The organism is Bacillus carboniphilus (genome assembly GCF_020524035.2).
Taxonomy (GTDB): Bacteria; Bacillota; Bacilli; order Bacillales; family JAIVKR01; genus Bacillus_CC.
This window is the reverse complement of sequence record NZ_CP129013.1, coordinates 1,362,950-1,377,633: the sequence shown is the minus strand read 5'-3', so window position 1 is coordinate 1,377,633 and position 14,684 is coordinate 1,362,950. Positions and strand designations below refer to the sequence as shown.

The 14,684-nt window shown below is 37.6% G+C and carries 11 protein-coding genes and 1 pseudogene; 11 read left to right on the top strand and 1 reads right to left on the bottom strand.

Annotated features, from left to right (window positions below):
• Nucleotides 1-97 precede the first annotated feature (97 nt).
• The 7 genes from yqiS to LC087_RS07030 are packed head-to-tail and all read left to right on the top strand — an operon-like array spanning nt 98 to nt 8,075.
• Nucleotides 98-1,018 carry a phosphate butyryltransferase gene (yqiS, locus tag LC087_RS07060; RefSeq protein WP_226540141.1) on the top strand — a complete coding sequence of 307 codons (921 nt, stop codon included), beginning with the start codon at nt 98-100 and terminating at the stop codon, nt 1,016-1,018.
• Nucleotides 1,015-2,115: a Leu/Phe/Val dehydrogenase gene (bcd, locus tag LC087_RS07055; protein WP_226540049.1), complete on the top strand. Its 1,101-nt coding sequence runs from the start codon at nt 1,015-1,017 to the stop codon at nt 2,113-2,115. Before yqiS ends, bcd begins: the two co-directional genes overlap by 4 nt.
• Nucleotides 2,116-2,172: 57 nt before the next feature.
• The gene (gene buk / locus LC087_RS07050; RefSeq protein ID WP_226540051.1) at nt 2,173-3,279 is read left to right on the top strand and encodes a butyrate kinase; all 1,107 of its coding nucleotides are present in this window, start codon (nt 2,173-2,175) and stop codon (nt 3,277-3,279) included.
• 56 nt (nt 3,280-3,335) lie between these two features.
• Nucleotides 3,336-4,760: a dihydrolipoyl dehydrogenase gene (lpdA, locus tag LC087_RS07045; RefSeq protein WP_226540052.1), complete on the top strand. Its 1,425-nt coding sequence runs from the start codon at nt 3,336-3,338 to the stop codon at nt 4,758-4,760.
• Between the two features lie 29 nt (nt 4,761-4,789).
• The gene (locus tag LC087_RS07040; RefSeq protein ID WP_226540053.1) at nt 4,790-5,782 is read left to right on the top strand and encodes a thiamine pyrophosphate-dependent dehydrogenase E1 component subunit alpha; all 993 of its coding nucleotides are present in this window, start codon (nt 4,790-4,792) and stop codon (nt 5,780-5,782) included.
• An 18-nt stretch (nt 5,783-5,800) separates the two neighbouring features.
• Nucleotides 5,801-6,784, top strand: coding sequence for an alpha-ketoacid dehydrogenase subunit beta (locus tag LC087_RS07035; RefSeq protein WP_226540054.1), 984 nt, complete (start codon nt 5,801-5,803; stop codon nt 6,782-6,784).
• Nucleotides 6,785-6,797: 13 nt separating this feature from the next.
• Nucleotides 6,798-8,075, top strand: a complete 1,278-nt coding sequence (locus LC087_RS07030; protein WP_226540055.1) for a dihydrolipoamide acetyltransferase family protein — start codon at nt 6,798-6,800, stop codon at nt 8,073-8,075.
• Nucleotides 8,076-8,124: 49 nt separating this feature from the next.
• Here the strand turns inward: LC087_RS07030 and LC087_RS07025 are convergent, their stop codons facing one another.
• Nucleotides 8,125-8,970 carry a hypothetical protein gene (locus LC087_RS07025; protein WP_226540056.1) on the bottom strand — a complete coding sequence of 282 codons (846 nt, stop codon included), beginning with the start codon at nt 8,968-8,970 and terminating at the stop codon, nt 8,125-8,127.
• A gap of 480 nt (nt 8,971-9,450) precedes the next feature.
• On the opposite strand from LC087_RS07025, the gene LC087_RS07020 reads away from it, so the two are divergent.
• The 4 genes and pseudogenes from LC087_RS07020 (at nt 9,451) to meaB (ending at nt 14,636) form a co-directional block, all read left to right on the top strand.
• The gene (locus LC087_RS07020) at nt 9,451-9,609 is read left to right on the top strand and encodes a hypothetical protein (protein WP_226540057.1); all 159 of its coding nucleotides are present in this window, start codon (nt 9,451-9,453) and stop codon (nt 9,607-9,609) included.
• A gap of 154 nt (nt 9,610-9,763) precedes the next feature.
• Nucleotides 9,764-11,506 (top strand): methylmalonyl-CoA mutase family protein, encoded by a 1,743-nt coding sequence (locus LC087_RS07015; protein ID WP_226540059.1) that lies wholly within the window; start codon nt 9,764-9,766, stop codon nt 11,504-11,506.
• A 25-nt stretch (nt 11,507-11,531) separates the two neighbouring features.
• Nucleotides 11,532-13,650, top strand: a pseudogene (gene scpA / locus LC087_RS07010) (methylmalonyl-CoA mutase).
• Nucleotides 13,647-14,636: a methylmalonyl Co-A mutase-associated GTPase MeaB gene (gene meaB / locus LC087_RS07005; RefSeq protein ID WP_226540061.1), complete on the top strand. Its 990-nt coding sequence runs from the start codon at nt 13,647-13,649 to the stop codon at nt 14,634-14,636. The pseudogene scpA and the gene meaB overlap by 4 nt, the downstream one beginning before the upstream one ends.
• The last annotated feature ends 48 nt before the right edge of the window (nt 14,637-14,684 follow it).

Sequence of the window (14,684 nt, the reverse complement as noted above, 5' to 3'; positions counted from 1 at the left end):
TTAAACACCAGCATGATAAAAAACAATATCATCAGAAGTTGGCATGAAAATTGCAGTAACTAATATAGGTGCCATTTTAATAGAAAGGTTGACGTTAATGGAATTGAATGAACTATTCCAAAAAGCAGAAAGAATTTCAAACGCAACGATAGCAGTTGCTGTTGCAGAGGATCATGAGGTAATAAAGGCGATTCAAGCAGCTTTAGATAAAAAGCTAGCTCATTTTATTTTATTCGGAAAAAAGGAACCCATTTTGTCTTTGCTTGATGAGTATGGAATTAATCTTGATCTTGTATCTGTTCAACATGCAGACACTAAAGAACTAGCGGCTAAATTAGCAGTCCAAGCTGTTCATAATCAAGAAGCAAATATTTTAATGAAAGGCAATGTCTCAACAGCCATTTTGTTAAAAGAAGTGTTGAATAAAGAATATGGATTACGAACAGGCCAAATCATTTCTCATGTTGCGGCTTTCCAAGTACCAAATTATAAGCGTTTATTATTTTTATCAGATGCGGCTATGAATATATCTCCATCTTTAGAGGAGAAAAAACAGATTATCGAAAATGCAGTTGATGTGGCCCATTCTTTAGGAATTGAAGAACCGAAAGTGGCACCTATTTGTGCTGTTGAAACTGTTAACCCTTCGATGCAAGCAACCACTGATGCTTCTATGCTTTCAGTGATGAATTCAAGAGGACAAATAAAGGGATGTTTAATTGATGGTCCTCTTGCTCTTGATAATGCAATTTCTATTCAGGCGGCAGAACATAAAGGTATTAAAAGCGAAGTAGCTGGTTTGACAGATATTTTAACTGTACCCAATATAGAAACGGGCAATGTCCTTTATAAGTCCCTCGTTTATTTCGCCAATGCTAAGGTTGGCGCTGTTATTATGGGAGCGAAGGCACCAATTATTTTAACAAGTCGAGCGGATTCAGCTGAAAGTAAATTATATTCAATCGCATTAGGCGTTTGTACTTCACAAAAAAATCGTTTATGGGGGAATGAATCATGAGTTTTGAAATTTTTGATTATATGGAAATGTACGATTATGAACAGTTAGTATTTTGTCAAGATAAACTCTCTGGTTTAAAAGCAATTATCGCGATTCATGATACAACACTAGGTCCTGCTCTAGGTGGAACAAGAATGTGGACATACGATTCAGAAGCAGCAGCAATAGAAGATGCTCTTCGCTTAGCTAGAGGAATGACATATAAAAATGCGGCAGCTGGGTTGAATTTAGGTGGAGGGAAAACAGTGATTATTGGAGACCCTCGCACAGATAAAAATGAGGAGCTGTTTAGATCCTTTGGTCGCTATATTCAAGGGTTAAATGGTCGATATATAACAGCTGAAGATGTTGGTACGACAGTTGCTGATATGGATATTATTCACCAAGAAACAAATTATGTAACAGGTATTTCACCTGCTTTCGGCTCTTCAGGAAACCCATCTCCTGTTACAGCTTATGGTGTATATGTAGGAATGAAAGCTGCAGCAAAGGAAGCATTTGATACAGATTCTTTAGAAGGCAAAACAATAGCGGTTCAAGGAGTGGGAAGTGTCGCTTACAATCTATGTAAGCACTTGCATGAAGAGGGTGCTTCGTTAATTGTGACAGATATTAATAAAGAAGCAGTAAAACGTGCAGTGGATGATTTTGGAGCAAAAGCAGTAGATCCTTCTGACATTTATTCTGTTGATTGTGATATATTTGCTCCTTGTGCCCTAGGCGCAATTATTAACGATGAGACGATACCACAACTAAAAGCTCGTGTTATTGCTGGTGCTGCAAACAACCAATTGAAAGATGAGAGTCATGGAGAAATGATTCATGAAATGGGAATGGTCTATGCGCCAGATTATGTTATTAATTCTGGTGGAGTAATTAATGTGGCTGATGAACTGGAAGGTTATAACCGTGAAAGAGCGCTGAAAAAAGTAGAAGGTATTTATCAAAATATCGAAAAAGTCTTTTCTATTGCTAAAAGAGATAATATTCCAATTTATCGTGCGGCAGATAAGCTTGCAGAAGAAAGAATTGAGAGAATGAGAATTTCAAGAAGTACCTTCCTGCAAAATGAGCACAACATATTAAGTCGAAGATAAATCAATTTATAAAAAGAAACATATTGAGATATATGCTGCAAATAGCAGCCTGTAAAAATGGAGGTTACTAAAACATTGCAACAAGACGAGTATAGAATCTTAGTTATAAATCCGGGATCGACATCTACAAAAATTGGTGTTTTTGATAATGAGCGTTCCATTTTTGAAAAAACCATTCGACACGAACAAGATCAAATAGAATCTTTTGACTCTATTATTGACCAGTATCCTTTTAGAAAACAAACCATTTTAGAAACCTTAGATAATGAAGGGATCAATATTTCTAAATTAACAGCTGTTTGTGGTAGGGGGGGATTACTTCGTCCAATTGAAGGAGGGACCTACCTAGTTAACAATGACATGTTAAATGATTTAAAAATAGGATATGCTGGAGAACATGCCTCAAATTTAGGTGGTATTATCGCTCATGAAATTGCTTCCGGTCTTAATATACCGGCTTACATTGTTGACCCTGTTGTCGTAGACGAAATGGATCCGATTGCAAAAATATCAGGAGTAGCAGAAATTGAACGAAAAAGTATTTTTCACGCCCTGAACCAAAAGGCTGTTGCTCGTAAGGTCGCTCATTCACTTCATAAATCTTATCAAGATTTGAACTTGATTGTGACTCATATGGGTGGAGGTATTACAATCGGGGCTCATAAAAACGGTAAAGTAATTGATGTAAATAATGGACTTCACGGTGACGGTCCTTTTAGTCCTGAACGTGCAGGTACAGTACCGGCGGGTGATTTAGTTTCTTTATGTTTTTCAGGGGATTATTATCGAGATGAAATCATGAAGAAGCTTGTTGGTCACGGAGGCTTAGTAGGATATTTAGGAACGAATGATGCTTTAAAAGTAGAAAAAATGATTCAATCTGGAGACGAAAAGGCAAAGATTGTTTATGAAGCAATGGCCTATCAAATTGCCAAGGAAATCGGCTCAGCTAGTGCTGTTTTAAAAGGAAAGGTTGATGCGATTGTTCTTACCGGTGGGCTTGCGTATGGGAAAGAATTTATCAAACTTATCTCATCCTATATTGATTGGATTGGAGATATCATTGTTCATCCTGGTGAAAATGAACTTGAAGCTTTAGCTGAAGGAGCGTTAAGAGTTCTTACAGGTGAGGAGCAAAGTAAGCACTATACAATTGAAAAATAAAGGAATGAACCTTTAGTAATACTTATGATAGAAAATAGACAGAGGGAGTGAGAAAAATGGCCACAGAATATGACTTAGTTATTTTAGGTGGAGGAACAGGTGGTTATGTAGCCGCCGTTCGGGCTTCACAATTAGGGCTTAAAACAGCGATAGTAGAAAAGAAAGAACTAGGAGGAACGTGTTTACATAGAGGGTGCATCCCAAGTAAAGCATTATTAAGAAGTGCTGAAGTATATGCTACAACGAAAAAAAGTGAAAAATTTGGCGTCTCGGTTTCAGATGTTAAGCTGAATTTTTTAAAAGTTCAAGAGCGTAAACAGCAAATTATTGACCAGCTTCATAAAGGTGTAGAGCACTTAATGAAAAAAGGGAAGATCGATGTTTACCAAGGAACAGGTAGAATATTAGGCCCGTCTATTTTTTCTCCCATGCCTGGAACAATTTCTGTAGAAATGGCTAGTGGAGAAGAAAATGAGATGTTGATTCCTAAAAATGTAATAGTGGCCACAGGTTCCAGACCACGTACACTGAAAGGACTTGAAATTGATGGCGATAAAGTGCTTACTTCAGATGAAGCTTTGACTTTAGAAAGCTTACCTTCATCGATGATGATTGTTGGTGGTGGAGTCATTGGTGTGGAGTGGGCTTCGATGCTTGCTGATTTTGGTGTGGACATTACCATTTTAGAATATGCGGATCGAATTTTACCGACAGAAGATAAAGAAATTTCAAAAGAAATGCAACGATTATTAAAGAAAAAGAAAATAAAAGTGCTCACGAATGCAAAAGTTCTCCCAGAAACACTAGAAACCGATCTTGAGAATGTAACTATTTGCGCGGATCACAAAGGGGAGCAAAAATCGTTCACTGCTAATAAAATCCTTGTATCTGTAGGCAGACAAGCGAATGTAGAAGGTATTGGACTAGAGAACACGCAGATTGAAGTAAAAGATGGGTATATCGCAACGAATGATTATTATCAAACGAAGGAATCCCATATTTATGCGATAGGTGACGTGATTGGTGGTTTGCAGTTAGCGCATGTCGCTTCTCACGAAGGGCTTATTGCAGTGGAGCATCTGTCTGATAAAAACCCTGATAAAATGAACGATCAGTACGTTCCAAAATGTGTGTATTCTAATCCGGAGGTTGCGAGTATCGGTTTAACAGAAGAAGAAGCAATAGCGAAAGGGTATAAGGTCAAAAAAGGAAAGTTTCTTTTTAAGGCGATTGGTAAAGCTTTAATTTATGGTGAATCAGATGGGTTTGTCAAAATCATTGCCGATGAAGAAACAGATGATTTGCTCGGAGTCCATATGATTGGCCCTCATGTAACTGATATGATTTCTGAGGCAGGGCTTGCTCATGTTTTAGATGCTACTCCTTGGGAAGTTGGAAAAACCATTCATCCACACCCAACGTTATCAGAGGCCATAGGTGAAGCAGCTTTAGCTGTAGATGGAAATGCGATTCACGGGTGATAAGTTCAGTTATATTAGGAGGGGTTAAAATGTCAAAAGATCGTCATCAAACGTTAGGATTATCAGACCAAGATGTCATTGAAATGTTTGAAACAATGCTACTTGCACGTAAACTAGACGAACGTATGTGGTTATTAAATCGTTCAGGTAAAATTCCATTTGTCGTGTCATGTCAAGGTCAAGAGGCTGCTCAAGTGGGAGCTGCATTTGCTCTTAATCGAGAAAAAGATTACGTTCTTCCATACTATCGCGATCTAGGGGTTGTGCTAGCATTCGGAATGACAGCAAAAGAAATTATGCTATCAGGTTTTGCGAAAGCAGAGGACCCTAACTCTGGAGGAAGACAAATGCCAGGTCATTTTGGTCAAAAGAAAAATCGAATTGTAACAGGTTCATCTCCTGTTACCACACAAGTTCCTCACGCAGTGGGTGTCGCCCTTGCAGGGAAAATGGAAAAGAAAGATATTGTCACATTCACTACGTTTGGAGAAGGGTCATCAAACCAAGGTGATTTCCACGAAGGAGCGAACTTTGCTGGTGTTCATAAGCTACCAGTCATTTTTATGTGTGAAAACAATAAGTATGCCATCTCTGTTCCTATAGAGAAACAATTGGCTTGTGAAAAAGTTTCGGATCGAGCCATTGGCTATGGAATGCCAGGATATACAATAGATGGAAATGATCCATTAGCTGTTTATGAAGTCGTCAAAGAAGCGGCTGATAGAGGACGCAGAGGAGAAGGCCCTACATTAATTGAAGCTGTCTCCTATCGATTAACTCCTCATTCAAGCGATGACGATGATCGAGCCTATCGTAATCAAGATGAAGTAGCTGAAGCAAAGCAAAAAGATCCACTTGTGACGTTTGCTACATATTTAAGAGAAGTAAAGGTTCTAACAGAGGAATCTGAAAAAGAAATAAACGATAAAATCACCAAGTTGGTCAATGAAGCGACCGACTATGCTGAAGATGCACCTTATGCCGAACCTGAGTCTGCATTAACGCATGTGTATGGGAACTAAAGTAGAGGGGGAAGACAAATGCCTGTAATATCATATATTGATGCTGTCACAATGGCTCTTCGAGAAGAAATGGAACGAGATGAAAAAGTGTTTGTGTTAGGAGAAGATGTAGGACGTAAAGGAGGTGTATTTAAAGCAACCAACGGTCTTTACGAGCAATTTGGAGAAGATCGAGTTTTAGATACCCCTTTAGCAGAATCGGCGATTGCTGGAGTTGGAATTGGAGCTGCTATGTACGGCATGAGACCAGTCGCTGAAATGCAGTTTGCCGATTTTATCATGCCAGCAGTCAATCAAATTGTGTCAGAGGCAGCTAAAATCCGTTATCGGTCCAATAACGATTGGCAATGTCCGATTACCATTCGTGCTCCTTATGGTGGAGGCATTCATGGAGCCCTCTATCATTCGCAATCTGTTGAGGCTCTTTTTGCAAATCAACCTGGTTTGAAAATAGTCATGCCATCCACTCCTTATGATGTGAAAGGACTCTTAAAAGCCGCAATCCGTGATGATGATCCTGTGCTTTTCTTTGAACACAAACGGGCGTATCGATTAATTAAAGGAGAAGTTCCGAGTGATGATTATGTGTTGCCAATAGGAAAAGCGGATGTAAAACGTGAAGGTGAGGATATTACCGTCATTACATACGGATTAGGGGTACATTTTGCTTTGCAAGCAGCAGACCGACTTGCCAAGGATGGAATTTCGGCTCATATTTTAGACTTAAGAACAGTTTACCCTTTAGATCAAGACGCCATTATCGAGGCTGCTTCTAAAACAGGGAAAGTTCTCTTAGTAACGGAAGATACAAAAGAGGGAAGCATCATGAGTGAAGTAGCGGCAGTGATTGCGGAAAACTGTTTATTTGATTTAGATGCACCTATCGAGCGTTTAGCAGGACCGGATGTACCAGCTATGCCGTATGCACCAACAATGGAAAAACATTTTATGATTAATCCTGATAAAGTCGAAAAAGCAATGAGAGAGTTAGCTGAATTTTAAAGGAGGGGATAATATGGCGATTGAAGAAATGAAAATGCCACAGTTAGGCGAGAGTGTCACTGAAGGAACAATCAGTAAATGGTTTGTTGCTGAAGGAGACCATGTTAATAAATATGACCCAATTGCAGAAGTGATGACAGATAAGGTGAACGCTGAAATCCCGTCCTCTTTTACTGGTACGATCAAAGAAATTATCGCTAAAGAGGATGAAACGCTTCAAGTTGGTGAAATCATCTGTAAGGTTGATGTTGAAGGAAAACCAGAGAATAGTAAAGTAGAAAAGGAAGAACAACAGCCGAAAGAAACTGAGCATAAAGAGAATCAAGACCAATCGAACAAAAAGAGATACTCTCCGGCGGTCCTTCGTTTAGCACAGGAGAATGAGATTGATTTAGAGAAAGTTGATGGAACTGGGAAAGGAGGAAGAATTACCCGTAAAGATTTGCAAAAACTGATTGATTCAGGTTCCATTCCAATAGCACAAGAAGAAGTAATAGTTGAACAAAAACAAGCACCTGAACAAAAATCACTTAATGAAAGCAGACCTGTCCAAAAGGCAACTCCGAGTGCTCTAGTGGATGTTCAAGTGGGAGATAAGGAAATACCGGTATCAGGTGTTCGCCAAGCTATAGCACAAAACATGGTGCGAAGTAAACATGAAGCGCCTCATGCATGGATGATGGTAGAAGCAGATGTCACGAATTTAGTAAACTACCGCAATCAGTTAAAAGAGCCTTTTAAAGCGAAAGAAGGGTTTAGCTTAACGTTCTTCGCTTTCTTTGTAAAAGCTGTTGCTCAAGCATTGAAGGAGTTCCCAGAGATTAATTCCATGTGGGCAGGGGACAAGATCGTCCAGAAGAAAGATATCAACCTTTCTATTGCCGTAGCTACTGACGATGCCTTATTTGTCCCTGTTATTAAAAATGCAGATGAAAAAACGATTAAAGGAATTGCTCGGGAAATAAATGAACTAGCCCAAAAGGTCAGAGCTGGTAAACTGTCCTCAGAAGACATGAAAGGTGGAACGTTTACCGTGAATAATACTGGATCATTTGGTTCTGTCCAATCGATGGGTATTATTAATTATCCTCAAGCGGCGATTTTACAAGTAGAATCGATTGTGAAAAAACCTGTTGTGATGGAAGGCGGAATGTTTGCTGCCCGAGATATGATTAACCTTTGCTTATCACTCGATCATCGCGTGTTAGATGGTCTAGTGTGCGGACGATTCTTAGCGAGAGTAAAAGAAATTTTAGAAAACGTTTCGAGTGAGACAACGTCTGTATATTAATTAGTGTAAAAGTAGACCTACTGTTAATCAAGTAGGTCTACTTTTACACTTATGATTCTAAATTGAATTTCCTATAAGAAGAGTGGATAAATGAATTTACTTTTTCTAAGGTGTTTTTATAGGCATTGCTTGAATGAGGATCAACGGGCAGAAGTCCGTTTGATGTCAACAGATCATGATAGTGTAAAATATAAGGATCGACGTCTTTATAAAAAGATAAATGTGTAGGCATATTGTATTTTCTATTTAAATGTTCTATTGGTAACTTGTTTTCATGTAGAGTCATACAAAAACTAACTTGATCGACATGTATTCCTTTTCCGGCTTTATGCAAATGTTTTTTCTCTAAGAGCCACAATGCCCATTTTCGCCAACTTTCATTTACTGTTTTCATATACTTTTTAGGAATGATATAAAGTCCTCCATTAAAGTTTCCTTTTAACGTCTCCTCTTTACTTATATCTGTTTTAACCCTTCCTAATGTCCTTTCTATTCCTGCTTTTTGAAAAATGTCTTCAAGTACATTTATATCTGGATTGGCCAAGTCGACAATTTTCCCGTTCACACAATCAATGCTTACGTTTTCAATAAAAGGTTTGGTGACAATCATATCTGTGTCCATTAACACAACTAAGTCCGCGTGATGAAGGTTTTTATTTGAAAGTTGGGCGATTTTGTTGCAGTATCTTTCATCTCCAAAACGTTCAATTTCAAATAGTTGTATTTTTAGGGCTTGTAACTGCTGTAAAATCATCTCATCAACATCATTTGTGAAATGTACCCAAATATGTTGAGGTGGTACATTCGCTAACTCAATCAGCGAATGAACTAATAAGAAACATTGTTTATAAAACTTCGGTTTGCTATCTAGGAGACAAGAGTAATATGCTTTCATTTTACCAAACTCCGTTTCTTATAAACTTAGCAAAAATGATATTTTGGTGTAGAAATTTTAACGAAATCTTAATAGTGCATATTTGTGTTAGTCAAATAAAACAGTGAAAACTCCGTTTTTTTATATTATATGCTCTAATGTGTGTATTTGTTATTTTGAACATGCATCTAAAGGTTAAGAAAGGTTTTTACATTTTGCAAATAGAATAAGGTAGTTTAGCTTATTTATAATTATGTATTTGGAGGAAGAGGAATGGTTAAACAAAAAATGGTATTAGGAAGCTTGATACTACTCATAATGTTAACGGGGTGTGGACAAAGAGAAGATTTCAAGAAAGTGAAAAAGTTGTTACAGATAAAATGCATGAAGTAATTTCAAATTATATCGTTGAAAAAAACGTTGAAGCCTTTGTCCTATAGAAAAAATTCGAATTTCATGAAATCTATAGAGCTAATTAAGAGAATAATGAGATATCTATATATGCACTTGTTTTATGCTGGATATAATAAGGAGACTGGAACAGACGGGCAAACAGGTCATTCAATGCCAGTGCTCATTCGTTTAAAAAAAGATAGTTCTGGTTATTCAGTAATCGAGTATAAAGAGCCTCAGAATGTATACATTTTTCATTTACAATAGAGGAGATGTTCCCTGAAGAGATAACCAAAAAAGACAAGGAAGCACCTTTATTCCTGTTATGATACCGTTGTCCATCTCATTAAGATATACTAAAATATAATTATAGTAGCACATTTTGAACATTCGTTTAAACAGCCGAAAGGGGATGGGTCTTGTGAACGAAACAATGTTATCTAGATGGGAAGAACTAGCAAAAAAAGCTTTGAGAGGAAGAGATCTATCATCGATATCAACAGAATTAGATGAAGGAATAAGATTAAAGCCTTTTTATACAGAAGAAGATTTGCAACATATTCAGAGTTTTGAACAGCCAACTAGCCCAGTTGAATGGGATGTTTGCCAAAGAATACCTGGACAAACAATTGAAGAATATAAAAAGAATTTAGATTTTTTTTCTCAAAGAGGGCTGAATACGATTTATATTGATGAGCTACAGACATTCGCTTCTGTGGGAGATCTACAATCAGCTTTTGAAAATATTGATTTATCAAACTATAAGATCTTTATTGACGCATCGCAATCACCAACGAAAATTCTTAGTTTTTTACAGTACCTTAATGAAAAAAGTGAGCGCTTACAAGGGGTTGTTGGCTTTGATCCATATGAAAAGTTATTATTAACGGGCCACTTTTCTTATGAAGAGAATATAGAACAGAGTAAACAGTTAGTTCAATGGCTGAATATTCATTCATTAAACCTTAAACTATTTCTTTTTAAAGGGGCAATCTACCATGAAGCTGGAGCTGATGCTGTAAAAGAATTAGCGTACACCTTTTCAGCTTGGAAAGAATGGATTGATGAACTTATCAATCATGGAGTGTCGATTGATGACTTAATAGACAAAACCGCTTTTTCATTTTCAATTGGATCACAGTTTTTTACAGAGGTTTCCAAGTTTCGTGCTGCTCGAAAGATATGGTCGAACTTGATAAAGGTCTATGGCGTTTCTAAAGGGTCGAGAAAAATCTATTTGCACGCTAAAACGGCTATTCGCAATAAATCGATTTTAGACGAGCAAGTCAACTTACTAAGAACAACTGGTGAAGCCTTTTCAGCTATTTGCGCGAATGTGGATGGATTAACAATTTTACCGTATAACTTTTTAACAGAAAGCGATTCTTTACATGGAGCTAGAATTGCTCAAAATACACATTTTTTATTTAAAGAAGAAAGTTTATTAAGTAAAGTAGCGGATCCAGCGAAAGGCTCCTATTATATTGAATCTTTATCAAACTCATTAGCAGAAAAAGCATGGGCTCTTATGCAAGAGATTGATGAACAAGGAGGGTTTATACAAGCACTAAAATTGGGAAAAGTTCAAGGTTCAATAGAGAAATTAAGTAACCAGCATGAGAATCAATTGTATCATCGCCAAAAATCGATGATTGGAGTCAACATGTATGCAAATATAAATGATGCTGTGACCTCTGAAAGAACGAATCTTAATACTGGTTTTATGTTGAGTAATGATAAGAATGAGATGGTAAAAAAACTTAATCCCTCTCGTTTAGCGGAATCGTATGAACAACTACGCTTGAAATCGCAAAAACTAACTGAAAATATACCAATCTATGTTGTTGGAGAATTGAAAGAATATAAACCAAGACTTGACTTTGTTAATGGGATTTTGGCCTCTGGTGGAATGAAAGGGCATGTAAGTCGACAATTTCAAGAGAAAGAGATTTGTATTCTTTGTGGAACAGATGATGATTACCAGCAATTGCAGGACTCAACGGTAGAGCAGTTTTTATCCATTAAGCAATTGTACGTCGTAGCTAGGAAACTACCTTTATCACTACAAAAACACCCTAACATTTCGCTTATTTCTACTAATATGGACGCGTATTCGTTCTTACTTCATATGCAAAAGCAGTTAGGAGGAAAGGATTATGAGTAAGGTGAGGCTTAAAGACCATCCGTTTATGCAAGTAGCAACAAACGATAAAAAGGACAAGGACTTATTTCAAACAAATGAGAATATATTGATCCAATCTAATTATCAAAAGCAGGATATTGAAAATCTTGTTCATCTTAACACGTTACCGGGACTTCCTCCCTACGTAAGGGGGCCTTATGCCACAATGTATATCAATAGACCGTGGACGATTCGTCAATATGCAGGTTTTTCTACTGCTGAGGAAAGCAATGCTTTTTATCGTCGAAACTTAGAAATGGGGCAAAAAGGACTATCTGTTGCTTTTGATTTAGCGACTCATCGAGGGTATGATTCGGATCACTCGCGTGTTGTTGGAGATGTAGGAAAGGCAGGTGTAGCCATTGATTCCATATTAGATATGAAAATCTTATTTGATCAAATCCCTTTAAATAAAATGTCGGTTTCGATGACAATGAATGGTGCTGTTTTACCTATTATGGCCTTTTATATTGTTACGGCAGAGGAGCAAGGGGTAAAAAAAGAAGAATTAACAGGAACGATCCAAAATGATATTTTAAAAGAATATATGGTGAGAAACACCTATATTTACCCTCCAGATACATCAATGAGAATAATCGGTGATATTTTTAAATATACTTCAGAGAATATGCCTAAGTTTAATAGTATTAGTATTTCTGGCTATCATATGCAAGAAGCTGGTGCGCCTGCTGATTTGGAATTGGCCTATACAATAGCCGATGGATTGGAATATATTCGGACAGGGTTAAAGGCAGGCCTTTCTATTGATCAGTTTGCTCCACGACTATCATTTTTTTGGGCAGTTGGAATGAACTACTTTATGGAAGTGGCCAAAATGAGAGCTGGACGTTATTTATGGTCGAAAGTAGTCAAACAATTTAACCCTAACAATCCAAAGTCGATGGCTTTACGGACACATTCTCAAACGTCAGGTTGGAGCTTAACTGAACAAGATCCATATAATAATGTTATTCGAACGTGTATTGAAGCCCATGCAGCGGTCATGGGACACACACAATCCCTTCATACGAATGCGTTAGATGAAGCGATCGCATTACCAACAGACTTTTCGGCTAGAATTGCGCGTAACACACAGCTTTATTTGCAACAAGAAACAAGTATTTGTAACGTGATTGACCCTTGGGCAGGTTCTTATTATGTGGAAAAGTTGACGGCAGATTTGATACAACGAGCGCATGAACATATGGACGAAATTGAAGAACTTGGTGGCATGGCGAAAGCGATTGAAACGGGCTTACCAAAAATGAGAATTGAAGAAGCCGCTGCTAAAAGACAAGCGAAAATTGATTCTGGAAAAGAAGCGATCATTGGTGTAAATAAATTTAAGCTTGAACATGAAGAACAGGATTTAGAAGTTTTAAACATTGATAATTCCGAAGTTCGAGAAAAACAATTGGCTAGATTAAGACAATTAAAGCAAGATAGAGATGAGCGAGCAGTGCAAAAAGCTCTTGACGACTTAACCGAAGCTACGAGAACGAAAGAGGGGGAACCTACTTGATTTAGCTGTTAAGGCTGCGAGGCAAAGAGCAACTTTAGGAGAGATTTCTTATGCGGTTGAAAAGGTTGCAAAGCGTCATCAAGCAGTTATTAGATCTATTAGTGGTGTCTATCAGTCAGAGTATAAAAATGAAGAGGTTATTTTAGCTGTTAGAGAACGTACAAATCAGTTTTACGAAGTAGAAGGACGAAGACCAAGAATTTTAGTGGCGAAGATGGGGCAAGATGGACATGATCGAGGTGCGAAAGTAGTGGCAACCGCCTATGCCGATCTTGGGTTTGATGTTGATATTGGTCCACTTTTTCAAACCCCTGCTGAAACTGCCGCTCAAGCAGTTGAGAATGATGTTCATGTTGTTGGAATGAGTTCTTTAGCTGGCGGACATCGAACATTATTACCTGAATTAGTAAAAGAGCTAAAAGCTTTAGGAAGGGAAGATATTCTTGTCATTTGTGGTGGAGTCATCCCATTTCAAGACTACAAATTCTTAAAGGAGCAAGGAGCTACTGAGATCTTCGGACCTGGAACAAATATACCTGCAGCAGCCAATAAAATATTGGATTGCATCTGCGAACAGTTAGGTTTAGAGGATGCTATAAGATGAGACAAACGGTTGAAGAACTTACAAATGGCATAATAGCAGGAGATCGAGCGTCCCTTGCAAGAGGCATAACTCTAGTTGAAAGCAACTCACAAAAACATTTTGAGGAAGGTCAAATGCTTCTGCAAGCACTTATGTCTCATCAAAATAAAACGATTAGGATCGGTATTACAGGAGTACCTGGAGCAGGAAAAAGTACATTTATTGATTCTTTCGGAACATATTTGACAAGTAAAGGACTTAAGGTTGCCGTACTGGCAATCGATCCAAGTAGTCAAGTATCTAAGGGTAGTATTTTAGGAGATAAGACAAGAATGGAGAGACTAGCAAGAGATCATAAAGCCTTTATTAGACCTTCACCAGCAGGGGGGAAGTTAGGCGGAGTAAGCCGTAAAACAAGGGAATCTATCATTCTGTGTGAAGCAGCGGGATATGATGTTATTTTAGTTGAAACTGTTGGGGTAGGACAAGGAGAATATGTTGTTCGAAATATGGTCGATTTCTTTTTATTGATTGTTTTAACTGGAGCTGGTGATGAGCTTCAAGTGATGAAAAAGGGAATTATGGAGCTGCCAGATCTAGTTGTTGTCAATAAAGCAGATGGAGACAATAAGCAAAGAGCTGTCAAAGCAAAACAAGAATTGAATACCATTCTCCATTTCCTCACCTCTTATACGGAAGGATGGTTGACTGAAGCGGTTCTTTGTTCGTCAACTAAAGAAAGTGGAATAGAAGAGATATGGACTAAGATTGAGCAGTTTCGGGAGAGAGTAGAAAAGAATGGCTTATTTAAAAAAAGACGAGAAGAGCAACAGAAAGAATGGCTTCATGATTTAATTAAAGAACAAGTGGAGAGATTAGTTTTTCAGCATCCAATCATTAAAGAGCATATATCACAATTGGAGAGCGATATTATAAAAGGGAAACAGTCCGTTTCTAAAAGTGCGCTTTCTGTTATTGAGTTGTTTAAACAAGTTTATTCATCCTAATCTTTGTATTTGCTCTATTTGTGTTCTCATTGTAAGATTAAATTGGTC